The following is a 21,378-nucleotide window of genomic DNA, read 5'->3' on the forward strand; positions in this document are numbered from 1 at the left end:
AATAATGGTTGCAGGTCGCCGTCCGCGCCTTTCGAACCTGTAGATCATCGAACGCGCATGGCCCGGGTGATATCGTCAAGGGCGTCGCGCTGCCGTGCGCTCAGGTTGTCTTTTACGGCTCCCTTAAGAACGGCCAAAAGGGGTTCCATCTGCTCGGCACCGCCCAGTTTATAAAGTTTGCGCGACAGCCGGGCGATGGCAGGTTCTGCGCCGCCACATTCTGACATGAACCAGCGCCCCAGCACTTCCATTTCTTCGGCCTCGGCGGTGGGAAGGTCATCAAGTTCAATGAATGCCGTCGCGATGGACGCCACTGCAAGGCGCGAGTCTTCGATGCTTTCGACGGGGTGCACGTTCATCTTGCGACTGAACCCGAACCGACGCGCGGCCAGTCGCACATCGTTCGCCATATCACCCACATCACCGATCATATGACGGGCGTTGCGCGCGCGCTGGGCCCAGAAATAGGCGGCACCAATAATGCCAAGACGTGCGATGAGAACGGGCATTGATGAATTCCTTAACATAAACGCCATCAAATTAGCGCCCGATCCATCAATCAGGAAGCAGGATTCCCCAACATCCGGCCAACCATTTCCGCGGTGTCACGTGAAAGACCCGAAGTCGCTGCAATATTTTCAAGAACTTCACGCATCTGCGTCTGGCGCGTGACGCCGTAGCGCCGCCATGTTTCGAATGCGGTTGTCATGCGGGCCGTGGTCTGCGGGTTGATTGCATCCAGCTTGATCAACCATGTCCCGAGAAGACGATAGGCATCGCCGGACGGGTCGTGAAAGCCCGCTGCATTCCCCGCAAGTGCGCCAAATACAGCGCGAAACCGGTTCGGGTTTTTCATGTCGAAATCAGGTTCTTGCGTTAGGGCCTGCGCAACCATTGCGGCCTTTTCGGGTGGGGCCATTGCCACGGCAAGCCCGAACCATTTGTCCATCACAAGGCGATCGTTGCGCCATTGATCGCGGAAGGCTTCGCTTTGCGCGTCCCCTTTGCCGATCATCAGCAAGGCCGACAATCCGGCCAGTTGCATCGTCATGTTGTCGGCCTCGGCATATGTCTTGGCAGCCGCCGCGCCGCCATCAATACGGGTCAGTAACATCAATGCCGCACGTCCAAGGCTGCGTTTTCCGGCAGATTTGGCATCCGGTGAATACGGTCCCGAAACGATCATGTCGGCCATGATGCGCGGTAATATATCCTGAACGTGCTGCGCCATCGCGACCTTGAGCGCCTCACAGGCGCGGTGGATCGCGAGGGGATCGGGCGTAACTGCGTCGTCATGCAAGGCCTGCGCCATATCGTCCTCCGACGGGAGCGATATCGCCAATGCACGAAACGCAGGATCAAGACTGTCATCGCGCAAAATCGCCGCAACCCCATCAAGGTAGGCGATATCTGGCGCTGCGTCCTTCGTTATCATTTTTGTAAGAACATCCCGCGCCAATGCACGCCCAGCATCCCATTTGTTAAAAGGGTCGGTGTCATGGGCCATCAAAAACGCGCGTTCTGCGTTTGTCTGTTCGCGTTGCAAAATCACCGGCGCAGAAAAGTCGCGCAGGATCGACGGGATCGGTTTTTCCGTTAAGCCGTCAAAACGAAAGCTCTGGTAGGTTTCGGTCATTTCAAGAACCACCGTCGGCTGCACTTCTTCGCCGTTTTGGGACAACAAACCTACCGCGATTGGGATCACTTGGGGGGCTTTTTCATCCTGTCCGGGTGTGGCCGGCGTGGTTTGGGTGAAATGCAGCGTGTAGGTTCCGTCCGCGTAATCATCGCTGATCGTCAGCCGCGGGGTGCCTGCCTGCGCATACCAGCGTTTGAATCGGGTCAGATCGCGCCCCGTCGTGTCCTCGAACACTTGTAACCAGTCCTCGATGGTCGCAGCGTCGCCATCGTGACGTTCAAAATAAAGATCGCATGCTTTGTAATAGGCTTCATCCCCGACCAACCGCTTAAGCATCCCGATCACCTCAGCGCCTTTTTCATAGACGGTGATCGTGTAGAAGTTATTGATCTCAATAAAGCTTTCGGGGCGCACGGGGTGGGCTAGCGGGCCGTTGTCTTCGCGAAATTGGCGCGAACGCATGGTAATCGCGTCTTCGATCCGCTTGACGGCATGGCTGCCCTGATCGCCGGTGTATTGCTGGTCGCGAAACACCGTCAGACCCTCTTTGAGACACAGCTGGAACCAGTCGCGGCACGTGATGCGATTGCCTGTCCAATTGTGGAAATATTCATGGGCGATAATCGCCTCGATCCTCTCAAAATTCGCATCTGTGCTGGTCTCGGGGGATGCCAGAACGCAGGAGGAGTTAAAGACATTTAGCCCCTTGTTTTCCATTGCCCCCATGTTGAAATCGTCCACGGCCACGATGTTGAAAATATCGAGGTCATATTCGCGCCCGTAGACGTCTTCGTCCCATTTCATGGATCGCTTGAGCGCCTCCATCCCGAAGGCGCATTTTCCTTCATCCGCACCGGGACGCACATAAATGTTAAGCGCGACATCTTTGCCCGACATGGTCGTAAATGATCCCGGATGGGCGGCCAGATCGCCTGCAACCAGTGCAAAAAGATAGGCGGGTTTGGGCCACGGGTCGTGCCATTCGGCCCAGCCGTCGCCGCTGTTGACCGGATTACCGTTTGACAACAACACGGGCAAATCGCCCTCGATCCGTACGGTGAAGACCGACATAACATCGGGTCGGTCGGGGTAGAATGTGATCTTGCGAAAACCTTCGGCCTCGCACTGGGTGCAATACATGCCGTTTGATGTGTAAAGCCCTTCGAGTGCGGTGTTCGTAGCAGGTGAAATTTCGACCTCGGCCTCCCAAACGAACGGCGCATCTGGAACGGCGCAGGTCAGGCCTGCGTCGGTCACATCTGGCGTCACGTCCACACCATCAATCTTGGCCCAGATCAGTTTAACGTCTTGCCCGTGAAGGAAAAATTCACCGGGAAAGGCGGCGTTCGGGCTGAATGCGATTTTGCTGATGACCCGCGTGGCTTTGGGCGCCAGCCGGAATGTCAGATGCACGCTGTCCACGGTGTAGGCGAAAGGTCGATAATCGCTCAGGTGGATTGTTTGGGGGCTTGCGTCTTTCATGGGGGGGCTCCGATCTAGGGTTGGTGGAAACCTATGGCGGCGGGGGCTGGCGAACAAGGGTGCGCGGGCTATCTGAAAGCACGATGTATATTGTCTGGTTCAAACGCGATCTGCGGGTGCAAGATCACGCAGCGCTTGCCGCTGTGCCTGCGGGCGCGCGTGTTTTGCCATTGTACATCGTTGAACCTGAATATTGGAAACTGCCGGACACCAGCGGGCGGCAATGGGCGTTTATTCGCGATTGTCTGGAAACCTTGGGCAAAGATTTACAGGCTTCGGGGGCGCCGCTGGTGATTAGATCGGGCGATGCTGTTGAGGTGTTAGAACGCCTGCGCGCAACCCACGGGGTGACACATCTTCTCGCGCATGAAGAAACGGGCAATGCATGGACCTTTGCGCGCGATAAACGTGTGATTGCCTGGGCGCGCGGGCAGGGTGTCCAGTTTGATGAATTTACCGGTTCAGGCGTGGTGCGTCGATTGAAATCACGCAATGGTTGGGCAAAGGCGCGCGATGCCCATGTGTTTGGCACTGTGATCGATCCACCGCGCACGCTGAACGGCGTGGCCGCGCTATCTGATCCAATCCCCGCTGGCCCGCCCGATCATTGCCCTGATCGCCAGTCCGGTGGACGTGCGCAGGCCTTGTCGTTGCTGGGTGGGTTTTTAACGCAGCGGGGGCGTGACTATCGCCGCGCAATGTCCTCGCCCCTTGATGGGGAATGGGCCTGTTCGCGATTGTCGCCGCATTTCGCCGCTGGCACGATCACCATCCGAGAAGCGGCGCAGGCGACGGCGGCGCGGCAACGCGAAACCTTTGATCCGGTTTGGGCAAAGTCATTGAAATCATTTCAATCCCGTCTCGCGTGGCGCGATCATTTCATGCAAAAACTGGAAGACCAGCCCGGCATAGAAACCCGATGCCTGCACTCTGCGTATGAAGGGATGCGCGGGGATAATGTGGCCTTGCGCGCGCCGTGGGAAAAGGGCGAAACAGGTTTGCCGTTCGTGGATGCCTGCATGCGCAGCCTCATCGCGACGGGGTGGTTGAACTTTCGAATGCGATCGATGTTGCAGGCGGTCGCGTCCTATCATCTGTGGCTGGATTGGCGCGCAAGCGGGCCACATCTGGCGCGGATGTTCACGGATTATGAACCGGGCATCCATTGGTCACAGGTGCAGATGCAATCGGGTACGACAGGCATGAACACGGTGCGGATCTACAACCCGATCAAGCAGGGGTTTGATCAGGATCCGCAGGGTATTTTCACCCGCCGCTGGGTGCCGGAGCTGGCCAATGTTCCCGACCAATACGTGCAAGAACCATGGCTTTGGGAGGGTGCACAAAGTCTGTCATATCCACCCCCGATTGTGGATGCCAAGGCGGCGGCAGGACAGGCGCGTGCGCGCATTTGGGATGTACGCAAAGGCGATAGGTTTCGCGCAGAGGCCGCTGTGGTGATAGATAAACACGCATCGCGCAAAGATCGGCAGGGCCGGTTTGTGAATGATCGCAGCCGCGCCAAGACAGCAAAACGGAAAGACCAAAACCAGTTGAGCTTTGATTTATAACATGCCGAGAAACATCAAGAAATCCAATCTTCCTGAAAAGATATGCGCAACCTGTGGTCGCCCGTTCACATGGCGCAAAAAATGGGAAAAGGTCTGGGATGAGGTGCGGTATTGTTCGGATCGATGCCGCCGCGAACGCCCGCGTGGCCCATCATCGCCCAAGATTTGAAAGTGTCGCACGATACAGATTGCTGTGCCTTTGTTGCCTATCGGAAACTTCTGCCCTAAATCCTGTTCAAACGCCGTACGCAACGGCATGCAAAAGGGACGTTTCATGACAAACCGTGTTGATCGCGCTGGCCTCCAAGTGGCCGCTGAACTGGCTGAATTTATCGAAAACACGGCATTGCCGGGCACAGGCGTCGCCGCGGATGCGTTTTGGGACGGCTTTAGTGCGCTGGTCCATGATTTCGGCCCCAAAAATCGCGATCTGCTGGAAAAACGCGAAGCAATCCAAAGCCAGATTGATGACTGGCACACGACACGCGCTGGGCAAGCCCATGATGAAGTCGCCTACGACGCATTTTTGCGCGACATCGGATATATTGTACCCCACGGCGAGGATTTCACCATCGATACTGCCAGCGTGGATCCCGAAATCGCAAGCGTGGCGGGGCCTCAATTGGTGGTTCCAATCACAAATGCCCGCTTTGCGCTGAATGCTGCGAACGCCCGCTGGGGCAGCTTGTATGATGCGTTTTATGGCACGGATGCCATGGGGCGCGCACCGCATGGCAAGGGGTATGATCGCGGCCACGGCAGCCGTGTTGTGGCCCGCACACGTGTTTTTCTTGATGATGCCTTCCCGATCGCTGGCGCATCGCATGGCGACGTGAGCACCTATGCGGTCGATGACGGGCAACTGATGGTTGATGGCAAGCCGCTGATGTCACCGGGTCAGTTCGCAGGCTACACCGGGGACGCCAGCGCACCGGATACGATTTTGTTGAAAAACAATGGGCTACACGTCGAATTGGTCTTTGATGCAGACAGTGTGATCGGATCGAATGACCGTGCCCGTCTTGCGGATGTCCGTCTTGAAAGCGCGTTGTCGGCCATCATGGATTGCGAAGATTCCGTTGCCTGTGTTGATGCCGAAGACAAGGTTTTGGCCTATTCCAACTGGCTTGGCCTGATGCGCGGCGATCTTGAGGCCGTGCTGGAAAAAGGCGGAAAGACCATCACGCGCAAACTGCACGATGATCGCACTTACACGGCACCAGACGGCAGCGATTTGACGCTGAAGGGACGCGCGTTGCTGTGGATTCGCAATGTCGGCCACCTGATGACAAACCCCGCCATTCTGGATCGCGACGGGAATGAAGCGTTCGAAGGGTTGATGGATTCCATGATCACCACCCTGATCGCAAAACACGACCTTGCACGCGACAGCGGCAATTCGGTGCACGGATCGGTCTACATCGTTAAACCAAAAATGCACGGACCCGAAGAAGTCGCCTTTACCAACGACATTTTTGCCCATGTGGAAAACACGCTTGGGCTGCCCGCGAACACGATCAAGGTCGGGATCATGGATGAGGAACGCCGCACGTCGGCCAACCTCAAGGGATGTATCCGCGCTGCCAAATCGCGTGTGGCCTTTATCAACACCGGTTTTCTGGATCGCACGGGCGATGAAATCCACACCAGCATGGAAGCAGGGCCGTTCAGCCGCAAAGATTTCATCAAACGGAAGGGCTGGATCACGGCCTATGAAAACCAGAACGTCGATATCGGTCTTGAATGCGGGCTGTCTGGCAAGGCCCAAATCGGTAAGGGCATGTGGGCCATGCCCGACGCCATGGCTGCGATGATTGAACAGAAAATCGAACACCCCCGCGCGGGCGCCAATTGTGCGTGGGTGCCATCCCCGACAGCCGCAACACTACATGCGCTGCATTATCATAAGGTGGATGTGTTTGCGGTTCAGGACATGCTCAAGAAGGGGGGGCATCGCAGCAGCCTTCAATCACTTCTGGATATTCCTGTGGCGCGGTTCCGGGGTTGGACGGATGCGCAAATCCAGCGCGAAGTTGAAAACAACGCACAAGGTATTCTGGGGTACGTGGTGCGCTGGATCGACAGCGGCGTGGGCTGTTCCAAGGTGCCAGACATGAATAATGTCGGCCTGATGGAAGATCGCGCGACCTGCCGCATTTCAGCACAACATATCGCCAACTGGTTGCACCACGACGTTGTGGATGAGGCCACGGTACTTGAGGCGCTGCGCAAGATGGCTGTGGTGGTTGATGGTCAGAACGCGGGCGACGACAGCTACCGCCCCATGGCGCCTGATTTTGACGGCATCGCCTTTCAAGCCGCGAGCGATCTGGTGTTTCGTGGTCGCGAACAACCGTCCGGTTATACAGAGCCGGTCCTGCATCGCCGCCGTTTGGAGTTGAAGGCCCAACGTAACGCCTAAAGGGTGCGGATTGGCAACGCTGGCCCCATATTGCGTGTAAGCCCCGGCGGGCGTGACAAGAACAAGCCTCAGATGATCTGAGCGACACACATAAAAAGGACAACAACATGGCCGAGATTTCGATGAACAAAGCGCGGACAATTATCCGCAAGGCATTTGCAAAAGGCCGCGAGCTTGACCTGAAGCCTTTAGCGGTCATCGTATTGGACGCCGGCGGCCATGTGAAAGCGTTTGAAAAAGAAGACGGTGCTGCGCCGGGCCGCTACGCGATCGCCCATGGTAAGGCCTATGGGTCGGTGATGCTTGGCATGGCGGGCACGGCCCAAATGGCACGCGCCGAACAGCAGGCCTATTTTATCGCCGCAGCAAATGCGGCCTATGACGGCCAGCTTATTCCGGTTCCGGGCGGTGTTCTGGTGCGCGACAAACGCGGTGCGATCATCGGGGCTGTGGGTGTGACGGGTGATACATCTGAAAATGATGCACTTTGTGCTGTTGCGGGCATCGAAGCGGCCAATTTGTTGGCAGAAATTTAACTCTGTGCGTTGAAGCAGGACCTCGTGTTCGCACGAAAGCTTTGCGTGCGCGTGTTTGCTTGCTAAATACCTGTCAAAGGGAGTCACTATGCGCAAACCTGTGATTGGAATTATCGGTAACCTGTATCTCATCAATGATGAGTACCCGGTTCACGCGGTCGGTGAGATGAATTCGGTGGCCGTTGCCGAAGTCTGCGGTGCACTGCCATTGATCGTGCCCACCGATCCCGCGATTGTCGATATCGATGACTTGATGGATGTGTGCGACGGATTCTTGTTCACCGGAGGCCGTCCAAACGTGCATCCCAGCGAATACGGCCATGACGAAACAGAGGCGCATGGCACATTTGATCTTGGCCGTGACGGTATTGCACTGCCACTGATCCGCAGATGTGTGGAACGTGGCCAGCCGATCCTTGGCATTTGTCGCGGATTTCAAGAAGTTGCGGTCGCCATGGGGTGCACGCTTCACCCCGAAATTCGCGATCTGGACGGGCGTGATAACCACCGTATGCCGCCAGACGGAACAATCGAAGAAAAGTTCGCGATGCGCCACATTGTGACGTTGACCGAAGGCGGGCCGTTTCATCGCCTTTGGGGTGATACCAAAGTGCTGACCAATTCATTGCACGGGCAGGGGATCATGGACACATGTGATCGCATCGTCATTGATGGCCACGCCCCTGACGGCACCCCGGAAGCCATCTATATCAAAGATGCCACCGGATTTACATTGTCTGTCCAATGGCATCCTGAATGGAATGCGGGGATTGATCCGGTGTCAAAACCGTTGTTCGAAGCATTCGGGGACGCGGCGCGGGCGTGGGCCATGCGCGCTGCACCAGTCCGCAAAAGCGCCTAAAACCCGATCTGGGCTGCGGCACTTCGAACGGTGTCATTTCCATTCGCACTGCAATAGCGCGCCAGATTTGACGTGACAGTCGCCTGATCCGGCACACCTGCGATCCGGCCTGACAGGGCAGCGGCACGGGCGCGCCCCATTGCCCAGTCTGACGCCGCTGCAAGGGCGTTGGAATTTGACAGTAGCGCACATTGCATCGTGCCCGGGTCCATCGGAATTGGCACCGCGACATCTGCGGCCGCTGGCACGGCTTGTTGCGGCGCGGCCATCTCGCATGCGGGTAGGGCCATCAACGGCAGGATCAGGAAAAGCGCACGCATATGAAATCTCCGATGCAAAATAGGAAAGGGCCAGTGCTGTCTCGAACACTGGCCCACCCCACATTTGTAATCAAGAACGGATGTTAAAGCCGGATCAGCTGCGCCTCGTGTGCTTTCAGGCAGCGGCGTGCCGTATTGCCGTAACACTTCGGATCAGACCGCAATTCAGGGAAGATCGCGAACAATTCTTCGCGGGCCTGATTGCCAACAGCGGTGAAACCAACATCGCCGGGGTGGAAGCTTTCGGTGGCGGCGCCTTCGGCGTAGATCACCTCGTGTTGGTCAAACAGCATGTGGACATAGGTGACCATTTCGGCTTCGTCTTGGGTCACGTCCATCCCATCGATCAAATGCTTGGCAGAAACCAGAACTTCGGTTTCACCAAACAGCAATTCGGCGCGATAACCTTGGAACAGAACGCGGTGCTGTGGCGAAACGATCAAATCGCGATCTTGTCCGGCAAGCACGTTCTGGCGAATACGCACAGGCGCAAAGCGATCAATCGCAGGCACCGTGCGCCCTTCGATCCAACGAATTGGTTGCAACCCGTGATCGCGGGTGACCACCAGATCGCCGACCTCAAGATCGTCAATCGCAATCAGCCCTTTGGGCGTGGCAATGCGTGTACCGGGCGTAAAGCAGATGATGTTTTCGATCTCTGAGAAGTTCAGGATCGTACCATCGTCCAGCGTCACAGAGCCAGAGAAGCTGCCAGTGCCATCATCAACAAAGGTGTCTTTGACCGCCTGCGTCAGATTGGCGAGGCCACCCAATTGCAACGTATCTCCACCCGTAAGCGGCCCCGTGCCATCCGGATCAGGCGTTTCATCGCCAGACCCGCCGTCGATGGTGATTGTGCCGTTTGTCGGTTCGCCCAGATCTTCGAGGACGAACAGATCGTCGCCACTGCCGCCTGTAACATCATCGCCTTCAGCAAAGGTGATCGTGTCATCGCCGGTTCCACCGCTGATCGTGTCAGCGCCAGCCCCGCCCGAAAGCGTATCATTATCCGCGCCGCCAAAGATGTCGTCATCGCCGGACCCACCCGCAATGCTATCATCACCCTCATTGCCAAGGATCGTGACACCGCCAGTGTCCGCACCCGCGTTGACGGTATCGTCTTCGCTTGTGCCATCCAGCGTTTCGATCTCAGAAAACGTGCCTTCGCCGGTTGTGCCGTCAAAGTCATATGTGCCAGCTTCATCACCGGTGTAGGTGACGGTAACGCCTTGGCCCGACCCGTCTTCGTCGAGTTCGAGAACGTCGTTGTCGCCGGTATCTTCACCACCAACGACGATGTCCGTGCCGTCATTGTCGCCAATCTGGATGATATCGCTGCCGTCTTCACCGTTCAGCGTGTCATTTCCGGTGCCACCAAACAGGGTGTCGTCATCATTACCCGCCCAGATTTCGTCATTGCCGCCGCCACCAAAGAAGGTGTCGTTGCCGCCGCCGTTAGGGGCACCCATTTCGTCATCAACGACATCGTCGCCATCCGATCCAGTGTAGGTATCCGCGCCCTCAAGCGTGTTCACATAGGTGTACCCGTCATCCAGCGTCGCATCGACGGTGTCGGCTTGGTCTGTCGTGACCAGGAATTCGATCTCGGAGAACGTAATAACGTCGCCCGTGACCGTATCCGTGACAGTACCCGCGCCGGGGCCCGTGAAGACCACGTTGACCGGGTTGCTTAGCCCGCTGAGGTCAAGCGTGTCGTAGTTGTCACCGCCTTGGCCACCGATGATGGTGTCATTTCCAAACCCGTCTTGAACCAAGAACGTGTCACGATCATCACCACCATCCAGCGTGTCATCGCCTTCACCGCTGGTAAATGTGTCATCGCCTGCTTCGCCAGACATATTGGTGCCTGTTGATGCATTGGTGGCGTCAAAGCTGTCGTCGCCTTGTGTGCCGACGATATTTTCAATCTCGGAGAACGTGACGGTTTGCCCGCGAATGTCTACGACACCTGCCTCATCACCGGTGAACGACACATCAATTGTGTCGGCCGCGTCGGTTTCATCCGCAAAGCTAAGCGTATCGTCATCGTCGCCGCCCTCACCACCTTCGACGATTTTGTCAAAGCCCGAACCGCGCGATGTGAATGTGTCCGCATCGTCACCGCCGTAGGCCTCGTCCTGGCCGTTGCCGATAAAGATCGTATCATCACCCGTACCGCCAAACAGCGTGTCAGAACCGCTGGACAATGTGCCCGACGCACCGCCGATGATATCATCGCCCGCGCCGCCATAGACCGTATCGCTGCCGCCATCGTCATATAGGGTGTCGTTGCCGCCTTCGCCGAACAAAGTATCAGCACCTGTGCCACCCGAAACCGTATCGTCGTCAGCACCGGCATAGATTTCGTCAGCGCCAGCACCAGCTTCTATGCTGTCATTACCAGCACCTGCTTCGATCAAATCATCATTGCCGCTGTCACCGGGCAAAATGGCATCGTTGGCATCAACAAGATCACCGTCCGTGTCGCCAGTGTAGCTGGCGTCGATCAGATCATCACCCGCGGTTCCGCTGACGGTACCGTCGTTGGTCATGACCACATTTTCGATATTGGTGAACACCAAGTCCGGGCCGCTGGCGAATTCGACGACACCGTTTTCAGGGTTGCCGACATCATAAATGATGTTGATCGCGCCTTCGACATAGAGCGTGTCGTTGTCTACCCCATCTTCGGAGCCGTCGACCACATCACCCGGCCCGCCATAGATCGCGTCTTGATCCGCACCACCGATGATCGTGTCAGATCCCGTGCCGCCTGTGATCGTGTCCTGACCGGACCCGCCATACAACGTGTCATCATCCGCGCCGCCGTCGATGATATCATCGCCGCCGTTGCCATAGATGACGTCATCACCCGCGCCACCCGAAAGGCTATCATCCGCGCCGCCGTCAACGGTTGTGGTGATGCCACCGGTAATGTCTTGTCCGCTAAAGCCGTAGTTCGCTGTGTTTTCGACAACACCAACGGTCATGTTCAGCTCGCTCAGATTGTCGAACCCAACGCCGAACCACGCTGTTTCATCCGAAGCGTTGTTGGTCGTTGTGCCCGTCCCCGAAACAGTGCCACCACTGACAGACGGTGTGATGCTTGAACTCGGCGATACCGTATAATCAGTGACATCACCGTCCGAAAAACTAACGTATTCTTCGCCAGCGCCGGCGTTGTCATCAATGTCTGTTACGGTGGCTTCGCCGCTGATGGTGATGGGCAGGCCCGTCGCCTGATCAAAGAACTCGAGCTTGAACTGGACTTCTGCACCCGCGTTGGACGCATCGCCATTTCCGTTAACGCGCAAAGGTGCGCCTGCTTGGCTTTCGGTCAGATCAACAGTGACATCAGGATCGCTGATCGACACGACAGTCACTTTGACAGACACAATGGTGCCGTCGGGCAGGGTGGCCGCGTCGTTGAATACAACGCTGTCGCCCGCTTGTGCGTCACCTGGCGTCCCAGTTTCAGACCCGGACGCGACGTTGGCAACATCCAGATATAACTGGCCCGCCTCCCCCGCGAGCGTCGCACTGCTTGGCGCTGTCGCGTCACCCGCAATGATGTCGTCGCCGTCACCGCCTTCGATTGTGTCCTCACCGCCGAGGCCACTGATGATGTCGTTGTCTGCACCACCATCGAAACTGTCGGACGCGGCCGAACCGGATAGGACGTCTTCGCCGTCGCCGCCGTCTATGGTATTGCCGCTAGTGGCGGCTGCACCGTCAAAGCTGTCGTCCTGATCGGTCAAATTGATCTGTTCAATCTCGGAAAACGAACCTGACGCGCCGTCCACGGCAGAGGAATATGTGCCGGATTCATCGCCCGTCATCACGACGTCCACACCATCCGGGCCATTGCTGTCTGTGAAGGTCAACGTGTCTGTATCACCAACGTTTTCGCCGCCCTCAATCGTGTCGGCGCCGTCCGTGCTGCCGACAAAGAACGTGTCATCGCCGGTGCCGCCAAACAGCGTATCATCGCCCGCGCCACCTGTGATGGTGTCATTGTCATCGCCGCCATAGACTTCGTCGTTACCCGCACCCGCAAGGATCACATCGTCGTTTTCATATCCGAAGATCAGATCGTCATCGCCGGTATCGCCCGCCAAGATTGCATCGTTGTTGTCGACAAAATCACCATCGGGATCATCTGCATACGTGCCGTCAATTATATCTGCGCCGGATGTGCCGCTGACTGTACCGTCGAGCATGGGGATGCCGATGGCGTTCAGATAGAACGGGTTATCCGCATCCGTCGGGCTCATACCATCCAGTGTGATGCTTTCACCGTTGGGGAAATTCAGAACAGCATTGCCGGACCCGTCATCTGTGACGGTCACATCATTGGTGTTCACCGGGACTGTGCCGTTTGTCAGATTTGAAACCTCTAGCGTGTCGATGCCCGTAAAGGTGCCATCGCCGTTCGCCGTTGGTGCGTCAAAGTTGGTGATGATGTCATCGCCGAACCCATCTTGCAGAATGATAACATCCGCATCGCCGTCAGACACTCCGGGGCTGTCTTCGCCCAGATTGACCTGATCATTGCCAGCCCCTGTATTGAAAACGTCTTCGCCCTGACCACCGTCGATGGTGTCATCGCCGCTGCCGGTTGTGATGGTGTCATTACCTGTAAACGTGTCAACAAGAACGCCGCTGTTGTCTGCACCCAGATTGAAAGTGTCATCGCCTTCGTTGCTGATGAACCCTTCGATTTCAGAATAGGATCCATCACCGACAGTATCGTTAAAGGCATATGTCCCTGTCTCGTCGCCCGTCGCGGTGACGGTAACGCCCTGATCCGACTCAAAGTTTGAGAAGTTGATGATGTCGACGTCGGATCCGTCACCGTCTTCGCCACCTTCAATGACGTCGCTTTCGTGGTCGTCGGTGATCTGGAATTCATCCGAACCCGTGCCGCCAAACAACGTGTCGTCGCCGGATGCACCAATCAGTACATCGTTGTCAGCACCGCCGAAAATGGTGTCGGAGTCATTGCCGGAATTGATTGTGTCATTGCCGCTGCCGCCATAGATCGTGTCGCTGCCGTCCTCGGTGAACCAATCGCCGAACGTGTCGTTGCCTTCTTCAAGGAACACGGTGTCATTGCCCGTTCCGCCGGATACGCTGTCAGTACCCGTACCCGCATAAACGCTGTCATCACCCGCACCTGCAAGAACGGTGTCATTACCGCCATATGCTTCGATCAGATCGCCATCGGTGCCATAACCCGCAAGGATTTCGTCGCCCGCATCAACTTTGTCGCCGTCAGGGTCCAAAATGTACGTGTCATCGATAACGTCATTGCCGGCAGATCCTTCAACGGTTCCATCCAGATCAATCGCGTCAAAGTGTACATCGGTTACCCAAAGGGCTTGGCCGCCTGTACCGTTGTTGTCGTAATCAATTTCGAGGTAGGACACCGGGCCCGCGATCTCGACAAGGATGGATCCGGTTTGCGTTGCCGCCGATCCGTTGGCCACATTTGAGGTCAGGGAGGCGTTCGTGCCCGTCGTCGTTGATCCGTTCCATGTCAGGGAAACATCGATCAGGCCGCCGTTCGCGTCATAGGCACGTACGGTGATAACATCGATCCAGGAACTGGTATCAAAGTCATTGATGCGAAAAGCGACGTTTTCAACTTCCGAGCTGAAGCCGGACCCGCTTGCCGCGCTGAAATCGATTGTCGTTGTTGATGTCTGCTCATCGCCTGCCGTGCCGTCGTTACCGTCGCCGACCAATCGCAAGGAAGAACTCGTTGAGAACGTTTCGCCGGACTCGGTGTATTGCGAAGATGTGCTGTTTGAAAAGTCCGTCGCGCTGCCATCGTTGACAAAGGATACGCCGACATTGATGCCCCCGGTATCTTGGGTGAAGCCACCCGAAGTGATAGTTTCTTGGGACCAATTTAACGTCAATGGGGTCGGCATACTCGTAACTCCTGCTCTCGTTTCAGGGCCGTGTTTAGCCATTGAGAGAGGCGTTTTTGGGTTTGGTGTGTGGGCAAAGCAGGGTCAGTTTGTGGCAGAAAACTGGCGTAAATTTACAATTTGGAAACAATCGGCTGGAGCTTGTGAGGCTTTGGTGGCACCAACACACCATGAAATGGATCGACATCCCTCCCGTTTGGTTGATTGCCGCTTTGGGTGCTGCGTATTGGCTGGGGCTGGTCCAGCCATGGGGCCTTAGCCTTGTTCATCCGCTGGCCCAGTTCATTGCCGCCGTTTTGATTGGCGCAGGCCTTATTTTGATGGTGCTTGCGGTGATGGAAATGCGCCGCCAGAAGACTACTGTGATACCGCATCTGGACGCGAACAACCTGGTTCAAACCGGGATTTTCAAACGCACGCGAAACCCGATTTATCTTGGTGATGCGCTGCTTTTGGCGGGGTTCATCCTGCGTTGGGACGCACCTGTCGCGCTGCCCCTTGTGCCGGTGCTATTATGGGTGTTTGAGAAACGGTTTATCATCCCCGAAGAAGACCGTTTGCGCCGCAAATTCCGTCAGGAATTCCACCGCTACACCCAACAAACACGGCGTTGGATTTAACGCAACGTCCCCCAAAGCATGCGTTAGCGCTAGCATGGCCATGCAGGCCCGCCTTCCTCTTGTTAATCCTGACATCGGGCTATAACCCTTTCAATAACTGCGATTTAGAAGGGGACGGTCATGAAAATCGGCACGCCAAAGGAATTATTCGAGGGTGAGAACCGCGTTGCGATGACGCCGGCCTCAGCGCTTGAACTCCAGAAACTCGGCCATGAATGTGTGATCGAAACCAAGGCCGGTGCGGCTGCCGGGTTCAGCGACAAAGCCTATAAAGACGCAGGCGTTGAGGTTGTCAAAACCGCCGCTGCACTTTGGAAGGCCGCCGATATCGTCGCCAAAGTGCGCGTGCCCGATGACGGCGAAATGAAGCGTTTGTCCGAAGGCCAGACAGTGGTTTCCTTCTTTAGCCCCGTCGCCGACGAGGCCAAGATGGCCGCCGCCGCCAAGAAGGGCGCGACTGTTGTTGCCATGGAGATGATCCCGCGTATTTCGCGTGCCCAGAAAATGGACGCGCTGTCGTCCATGGCCAACATCGCAGGCTACCGCGCTGTTATTGAAGCAGGAAATAACTTTCCGCGCTTTTTCACGGGTCAGATCACGGCGGCGGGTAAGGTCCCGCCAGCTAAGGTTCTGGTTGTTGGCGCGGGTGTCGCTGGCCTCGCCGCGATCGGCACTTCCACATCACTGGGTGCAATCACATATGCCTTCGACGTGCGGCCAGAAGTGGCAGAGCAGGTTGAATCCATGGGCGCGGAATTCGTGTTCCTCGACTTTGAAGAAGATCAAAAGGACGGCGCGGAAACGGGCGGCTATGCGTCTGTGTCCTCCCCCGAATTTGCCGCTGCGCAATTGGCGAAATTTCGTGAAATCGCGCCGGACATGGACATCGTTATCACGACGGCCCTGATCCCGAACCGCGAAGCGCCCGAGCTTTGGACCGAGGACATGGTCAAATCCATGAAACCCGGTTCTGTGATTGTCGACCTCGCCGCTGAAAAGGGCGGCAATTGCAAGATGACCGTCAAGGACGAGAAAATCGTCACTGACAACGGCGTCACAATCATCGGCTACACCGATTTCCCGTCACGTATGGCGGCGCAGTCTTCAACATTGTACGCCACGAACATCCGCCATTTGATGACCGACCTGACGCCCGAAAAAGACGGTGTAATCAATCACAACATGGAAGACGACGTGATCCGGGGGGCGACCATCGCCCACGCCAAAGAGGTCACGTTCCCGCCGCCGCCTCCGAAAGTTCAGGCGATTGCGGCCAAGCCAAAGGCGGCCGTCGTTGAACTGACGCCGGAAGAAAAACGCGCGGCCGAAACAGCTGCTTTCAAGGCACAGACAAAATCACAAGTGACATTGATCGCGGTGGGTGCGGCCGTGCTGTTGGCCATCGGCCTTGTCGCGCCTGCGTCATTCATGCAGCACTTTATCGTGTTTGTGTTGTCGATCTTTATCGGTTTTCAGGTCATCTGGGGCGTCGCGCACAGCTTGCACACACCGCTTATGGCGGTGACGAACGCAATCTCTTCGATCATCATTCTTGGCGCGCTTATGCAGATCGGATCGGGGTCGTTCCTCGTTATTCTGCTTGCGGGCCTTGCGGTGTTTATGACCGGTATCAACATCTTCGGGGGTTTCCTCGTGACACGGCGGATGCTCGCCATGTTCCAGAAATCTTAAGGGAGCGAGCGACATGGAATTCGGTTTCACAACAGCAGCTTACGTCGTTGCAGCAGTTCTTTTCATTCTCTCACTGGGTGGTCTTTCAGGCCAAGAAAGCGCCAAACGCGCGGTCTGGTACGGCATCGTTGGTATGGCCTTGGCCGTGGCGGCAACGCTGGTCGGGCCGGGGTCTGGCTATTGGTTGCTTTCGATCTTGTTGATCGCGGGTGGTGGCGCCATCGGGTATCAATTGGCGACCAAAGTGCAGATGACCCAGATGCCCGAACTGGTTGCAGCGATGCACAGTCTTGTGGGTCTTGCGGCAGTGTTCGTCGGCTTTATCGCGCATTTCGAAATGGTGCGCGTTGCGGGTTTGATTGCAGAAAACGCCAACCTCGCTGAGCTTGGCACATTTGCATCGCTTATTGCTAAGAAGACCGGCGTTGAACTGGCGATCCTGCGGGTCGAATTGTTCCTAGGCATTTTCATTGGTGCGATCACGTTCACAGGTTCAATCATCGCTTATGGCAAGCTTGCGGGCAAAGTGGACTCGGCGGCGAAAAAGCTGCCCGGGGGGCACCTGCTGAACATCACAGCCGCAGCGATCTCTGCGGTTACACTGTTGATGTATTTCAATTCGGGCGCGTTCTTCCCGCTGTTCATCATGACGCTGGCGGCGCTGTTTATCGGCTACCATCTGATCATGGGGATTGGCGGCGCGGACATGCCCGTCGTTGTGTCCATGCTGAACAGCTATTCCGGTTGGGCCGCGGCGGCGATTGGTTTCTCTCTCGGGAACGACCTGTTGATCGTTGTCGGTGCGTTGGTTGGCTCCTCCGGTGCGATCCTGTCCTACATCATGTGTAAGGCGATGAACCGTTCGTTCGTGTCTGTTATCTTGGGCGGCTTTGGTGGCCCCGCGGGTGAACAGATGGCCGTCGAAGGGGAACAGATCGCCATCGATGTGGACGGCGTTGCAACCGCGCTGGAAGAAGCAGACAGCGTCATCATCATTCCGGGCTATGGTATGGCCGTGGCGCAAGCCCAGCAAAACGTGGCCGAACTGACCCGCCGTTTGCGCGCCAAAGGCAAGAACGTGCGCTTTGCCATCCACCCCGTTGCCGGGCGTCTGCCGGGCCATATGAACGTGCTGCTGGCCGAAGCCAAAGTGCCCTACGACATCGTCATGGAGATGGACGAGATCAACGATGATTTCCCCGAGACGGACGTGGCGATCGTGATCGGGTCTAACGATATCGTAAACCCCGCCGCACAGGACGATCCAAACAGCCCGATCGCGGGCATGCCGGTTCTGGAATGCTGGAAAGCCAAGCAGGTGTTCGTTTCCAAACGCGGGCAGGGCACGGGTTACTCGGGTATCGAAAACCCGCTGTTCTTCAAAGAAAATACGCGCATGTTTTACGGGGATGCCAAGGCATCGCTGGATGCGCTGCTGGGCAAGATCGACTAACGTTTGCCTTCAAGTGAAAGAAAAGGGGCCGCAGTGAACACTGTGGCCCTTTTTTTGTGGCTATTGCGCGGTAATGCCCCATCTTAACGTGTGACAAGAAGCAGGAGAACATGATGCGTGGGATTTTGATGGCCGGCCTTCTGGCAGCAACAGCGGGAACGGCACAGGCAGATATGCAGGTGACATTTCGCGATGGTGCACCCAAAGATACGTTCACGATAACAAACTTGGGCAGCTGCGCCACAGGCCCGATGGTCCTGACGATAGATTTGGCGCCAGCCCCGATTGGTTTGATCTTTGACGTTACTGATGCCGGTGGTGGCGTAGAGGTTTTTCAACCGTTTGAATTGGTGTCAGGCGCGGATTTTGTGCAAGGCGCCAGTGCTGTGCGCGACGGGGATCAGACATTGTCGCTGGACCTGGCCGCGATGGCACAAGGGGACGAGGTACGCTTTACCATCGATCTTGATGACACCGGCGGCGGGCGCGAAATCACGGTGAACGGGTCTGAAATGGCGGGGGCGATGGTCTTGGTCAATGGTGGCGACGCAATGGCCGAAGCTGCATTTGATGACACAGGTGCCGCCCGCGTGATTTTGGCCGCCTGCACAGCCTAGACGGCCCGCCACTGGCCATGACCGATATCGTCCAGTGTCCACGCGCCGACCGACCAGCGCACCAGCCGTAAGCACGGGAAGCCGATATGGGCGCACATACGGCGCACCTGGCGGTTGCGGCCTTCGTGGATCGTTACCTCAATCCATGTGTCGGGGATAGATTTTCGCACGCGGACGGGGGGATCGCGCAGCCACAAAGGGGGCGGTTCAATACGCTTTACCTGTGCGGGACGGGTCGGCCCGTCCTTAAGCGTTATAGTGGATCGTAACGGCGCAAGGTCCGCATCTGTCGGATCACCTTCAACCTGAACGAGGTAGGTTTTTGGTGTCTTGAACTTTGGGGAAGACAGGCGTGCCTGAAGTTTTCCGTCATCCGTCAGCACCAACAGCCCTTCGCTGTCACGGTCCAATCGTCCGGCCGCATACACGCCCTTGGGCAAATCGAAACCGGACAATGTGGGACGTTGGGTTGGCGATTTGGCGTCTGTGAACTGGCTCAGGACACCGAAAGGTTTGTTCAATAAAATTGTCGTCATGGGCGCTACCTAGCGCGTGGGTTGCGTGGTGGAAAGAGATCTTGCGATCTGCGCGTGCCGCGCGCGGGGGCAAAATTCTTCGAATTTTGCAGCCTCCGGCGGGAATATTTATAAACCAAAGAAGAGGAGGGGGATGCTGGGGGCGCCGATGGCATGCCCAGCGAAAGTGACTGTTTTAGTCTGTTGGTTTCAACAGCTTCTGGGCGATTATCGCCGTGCTTTCGGTGCAAATGATGCAATCGTTTCCCGCGTGTGGCAGGCGTTGTATACCGTTGTACGCGGCTAACCCTATGGTTTTTCGATGTTTTTCCTTTACTGCATCGCAGGATTGGCTAGCTATTGAAGCAACGGAATGCCCAAGGAAGCCCTGATGAGCCCGATCCAAGACCACCCGCTGCGTTACAGCCTTGCCAATGAACTCCATGCGCGCCCGTTCCCGACGCTCGATGCGCCGTGTCGCGCGGCATACCTTGCGATCAAGGCGGGGGAGAATGCGGTGGGGCGTGATCGCAGTGCGGATGTCGCGCACCTCAAGGCTTTGCTGGATCATTACGCCGCCCCGCACCCCGAGGAGGGCGCAACGCATTACTTCGGCCAAATCGGGCGTCATTTGTTGAAGTGGGAAAGCCACACGGAATTTGTGACCTATACGATCTTTGGCGAAGGATCGGCCAAAGATCCATTTGATGCAGGCACTTTCGCGATGTTCCCAGAGGATTGGTTGGCAAGCGCCCCGGGCCTTCGGATCACGTCCGCATTACTGCGGGTCGAGCAGCAGTCGGGCGACGATGGCATCACAGAGAAGGTCGCGGATTGGTTCGTGCCCGAAAGTGTCGCCGTAAGCCGGGTGCTGGACAACGACGCGGTGGTGGCGGCGGATTTTCGTATCGATCCGGCGGGGCACATGCGCTTTGCGGTGTTTTCACGTCCCGAAGCCGGCGAACGCCGCGTCGGTCGCATTGTGCAGCGGCTGTGCGAAATCGAGACATACAAGGCGATGGCAATGTTGGGGTTTTCGCGGTGCCGGCAGTTGGGCGGAACAATGGGCGCGTTGGATATCCGCCTGTCGGGATTGACCAAAGCGCTGTCTGGTGCACCAGAGCAGACCGAGGCAACGCTGGGATCATTGCTACAGGTGTCTGGCGAATTAGAAGCGTTGACCGCGCAATCGAATTTCAGGTTCGGGGCGACGATGGCCTATGAAAAGATCGTTAATCAACGGATCACTGTGTTGCGCGAAGACCGTTTTGAGGGGCGCCAGACGTTTGGCGAATTCATGATGCGCCGTTTTGATCCCGCCATGCGCACGGTTGCCAGTACCAAAGAACGGCTGGATGCGATGGCAGACCGTGCTATCCGCGCGTCGGATTTGTTGCGAACCCGCGTGGACGTTGAACGATCTGCAGAGAACAAGGCGTTGCTGGAAAGCATGGACCGTCGCGCAGATTTACAGCTGCGGTTGCAAAAGACGGTTGAGGGTTTGTCGATCGTTGCAATTTCATATTACGCGGTGAATTTGGCGGCCAATGTCGCGCTGCCGTTTGCTGCGGACGTTGGGCTTGGTGACAAATCGATGAAGGCGATCCTGACACCTTTGGTGATCGGGCTTGTTTGGTTGATGGTACGCCAAATCCGAAAAGCATTGGACTAACCATGTTTCGAATGGGTTGCGCCCATCCGACAGGTGCGGGG

The 21,378-nt window shown here is 56.8% G+C and carries 15 protein-coding genes; 10 read left to right on the plus strand and 5 right to left on the minus strand.

What is annotated here, in order from left to right; genetic code table 11:
- Positions 1–44: 44 nt before the first annotated feature.
- Both L0664_RS04125 and pepN read right to left on the minus strand, forming a co-directional pair.
- Positions 45–509: a hypothetical protein gene (locus tag L0664_RS04125; protein ID WP_235224355.1), complete on the minus strand. Its 465-nt coding sequence runs from the start codon at positions 507–509 to the stop codon at positions 45–47.
- 50 nt (positions 510–559) lie between these two features.
- Positions 560–3,121 carry an aminopeptidase N gene (gene pepN, locus L0664_RS04130; RefSeq protein WP_235224356.1) on the minus strand — a complete coding sequence of 854 codons (2,562 nt, stop codon included), beginning with the start codon at positions 3,119–3,121 and terminating at the stop codon, positions 560–562.
- An 83-nt stretch (positions 3,122–3,204) separates the two neighbouring features.
- Here pepN and L0664_RS04135 point away from each other — a divergent pair, with 83 nt between their 5' ends.
- The 5 genes from L0664_RS04135 to L0664_RS04155 all read left to right on the plus strand — a co-directional run bounded on the left by L0664_RS04135 (position 3,205) and on the right by L0664_RS04155 (position 8,512).
- Positions 3,205–4,692, plus strand: coding sequence for an FAD-binding domain-containing protein (locus L0664_RS04135; protein WP_235224357.1), 1,488 nt, complete (start codon positions 3,205–3,207; stop codon positions 4,690–4,692).
- 1 nt (position 4,693) lies between these two features.
- The gene (locus L0664_RS04140; RefSeq protein WP_235224358.1) at positions 4,694–4,861 is read left to right on the plus strand and encodes a DUF2256 domain-containing protein; all 168 of its coding nucleotides are present in this window, start codon (positions 4,694–4,696) and stop codon (positions 4,859–4,861) included.
- A 105-nt stretch (positions 4,862–4,966) separates the two neighbouring features.
- Positions 4,967–7,114, plus strand: a complete 2,148-nt coding sequence (locus L0664_RS04145; RefSeq protein ID WP_235224359.1) for a malate synthase G — start codon at positions 4,967–4,969, stop codon at positions 7,112–7,114.
- A gap of 107 nt (positions 7,115–7,221) precedes the next feature.
- On the plus strand, positions 7,222–7,650 hold the full coding sequence (locus L0664_RS04150; RefSeq protein WP_235224360.1) for a GlcG/HbpS family heme-binding protein: 429 nt from the start codon (positions 7,222–7,224) through the stop codon (positions 7,648–7,650).
- An 88-nt stretch (positions 7,651–7,738) separates the two neighbouring features.
- Entirely contained in the window at positions 7,739–8,512 is a 774-nt protein-coding gene (locus tag L0664_RS04155) for a gamma-glutamyl-gamma-aminobutyrate hydrolase family protein (RefSeq protein WP_235224361.1), read from the plus strand.
- Here L0664_RS04155 and L0664_RS04160 read toward each other — a convergent pair.
- Both L0664_RS04160 and L0664_RS04165 read right to left on the minus strand, forming a co-directional pair.
- Positions 8,509–8,832: a hypothetical protein gene (locus L0664_RS04160; RefSeq protein WP_235224362.1), complete on the minus strand. Its 324-nt coding sequence runs from the start codon at positions 8,830–8,832 to the stop codon at positions 8,509–8,511. The genes L0664_RS04155 and L0664_RS04160 overlap by 4 nt on opposite strands.
- A gap of 83 nt (positions 8,833–8,915) precedes the next feature.
- Positions 8,916–14,768 carry a Hint domain-containing protein gene (locus L0664_RS04165; RefSeq protein WP_235224363.1) on the minus strand — a complete coding sequence of 1,951 codons (5,853 nt, stop codon included), beginning with the start codon at positions 14,766–14,768 and terminating at the stop codon, positions 8,916–8,918.
- A gap of 170 nt (positions 14,769–14,938) precedes the next feature.
- On the opposite strand from L0664_RS04165, the gene L0664_RS04170 reads away from it, so the two are divergent.
- From L0664_RS04170 to L0664_RS04185, 4 genes are all read left to right on the plus strand, one after another.
- Positions 14,939–15,388 (plus strand): methyltransferase family protein, encoded by a 450-nt coding sequence (locus L0664_RS04170; RefSeq protein WP_235224364.1) that lies wholly within the window; start codon positions 14,939–14,941, stop codon positions 15,386–15,388.
- Between the two features lie 120 nt (positions 15,389–15,508).
- Positions 15,509–17,080 carry a Re/Si-specific NAD(P)(+) transhydrogenase subunit alpha gene (locus tag L0664_RS04175; protein WP_235224365.1) on the plus strand — a complete coding sequence of 524 codons (1,572 nt, stop codon included), beginning with the start codon at positions 15,509–15,511 and terminating at the stop codon, positions 17,078–17,080.
- A 13-nt stretch (positions 17,081–17,093) separates the two neighbouring features.
- A complete protein-coding gene (locus tag L0664_RS04180) occupies positions 17,094–18,533 on the plus strand; it encodes an NAD(P)(+) transhydrogenase (Re/Si-specific) subunit beta (protein ID WP_235224366.1) in 1,440 nt (479 codons plus the stop codon).
- A 110-nt stretch (positions 18,534–18,643) separates the two neighbouring features.
- Positions 18,644–19,150: an aggregation factor core protein MAFp3, isoform C gene (locus L0664_RS04185; protein WP_235224367.1), complete on the plus strand. Its 507-nt coding sequence runs from the start codon at positions 18,644–18,646 to the stop codon at positions 19,148–19,150.
- Here L0664_RS04185 and L0664_RS04190 read toward each other — a convergent pair.
- Positions 19,147–19,686, minus strand: a complete 540-nt coding sequence (locus L0664_RS04190; RefSeq protein ID WP_235224368.1) for a pseudouridine synthase — start codon at positions 19,684–19,686, stop codon at positions 19,147–19,149. The two genes, L0664_RS04185 and L0664_RS04190, sit on opposite strands and share 4 nt — an antisense overlap.
- A gap of 370 nt (positions 19,687–20,056) precedes the next feature.
- Here L0664_RS04190 and L0664_RS04195 point away from each other — a divergent pair, with 370 nt between their 5' ends.
- A complete protein-coding gene (locus L0664_RS04195; RefSeq protein WP_235224893.1) occupies positions 20,057–21,337 on the plus strand; it encodes a DUF3422 family protein in 1,281 nt (426 codons plus the stop codon).
- The last annotated feature ends 41 nt before the right edge of the window (positions 21,338–21,378 follow it).

It is taken from the genome of Octadecabacter dasysiphoniae (assembly GCF_021532615.1).
Classification (GTDB): Bacteria; Pseudomonadota; Alphaproteobacteria; order Rhodobacterales; family Rhodobacteraceae; genus Octadecabacter; species Octadecabacter dasysiphoniae.

Coding starts and splice junctions, on each gene's coding strand:
- L0664_RS04195 (WP_235224893.1), top strand. CDS start 20,057: ATGAGCCCGATCCAAGACCACCCGCTGCGTTACAGCCTTGCCAATGAA.
- L0664_RS04180 (WP_235224366.1), top strand. CDS start 17,094: ATGGAATTCGGTTTCACAACAGCAGCTTACGTCGTTGCAGCAGTTCTT.
- L0664_RS04170 (WP_235224364.1), top strand. CDS start 14,939: ATGAAATGGATCGACATCCCTCCCGTTTGGTTGATTGCCGCTTTGGGT.
- L0664_RS04155 (WP_235224361.1), top strand. CDS start 7,739: ATGCGCAAACCTGTGATTGGAATTATCGGTAACCTGTATCTCATCAAT.
- L0664_RS04140 (WP_235224358.1), top strand. CDS start 4,694: ATGCCGAGAAACATCAAGAAATCCAATCTTCCTGAAAAGATATGCGCA.
- L0664_RS04185 (WP_235224367.1), top strand. CDS start 18,644: ATGATGCGTGGGATTTTGATGGCCGGCCTTCTGGCAGCAACAGCGGGA.
- L0664_RS04125 (WP_235224355.1), bottom strand. CDS start 509: ATGCCCGTTCTCATCGCACGTCTTGGCATTATTGGTGCCGCCTATTTC.
- L0664_RS04175 (WP_235224365.1), top strand. CDS start 15,509: ATGAAAATCGGCACGCCAAAGGAATTATTCGAGGGTGAGAACCGCGTT.
- L0664_RS04135 (WP_235224357.1), top strand. CDS start 3,205: ATGTATATTGTCTGGTTCAAACGCGATCTGCGGGTGCAAGATCACGCA.
- L0664_RS04160 (WP_235224362.1), bottom strand. CDS start 8,832: ATGCGTGCGCTTTTCCTGATCCTGCCGTTGATGGCCCTACCCGCATGC.
- L0664_RS04190 (WP_235224368.1), bottom strand. CDS start 19,686: ATGACGACAATTTTATTGAACAAACCTTTCGGTGTCCTGAGCCAGTTC.
- L0664_RS04145 (WP_235224359.1), top strand. CDS start 4,967: ATGACAAACCGTGTTGATCGCGCTGGCCTCCAAGTGGCCGCTGAACTG.
- L0664_RS04165 (WP_235224363.1), bottom strand. CDS start 14,768: ATGCCGACCCCATTGACGTTAAATTGGTCCCAAGAAACTATCACTTCG.
- L0664_RS04150 (WP_235224360.1), top strand. CDS start 7,222: ATGGCCGAGATTTCGATGAACAAAGCGCGGACAATTATCCGCAAGGCA.
- pepN (WP_235224356.1), bottom strand. CDS start 3,121: ATGAAAGACGCAAGCCCCCAAACAATCCACCTGAGCGATTATCGACCT.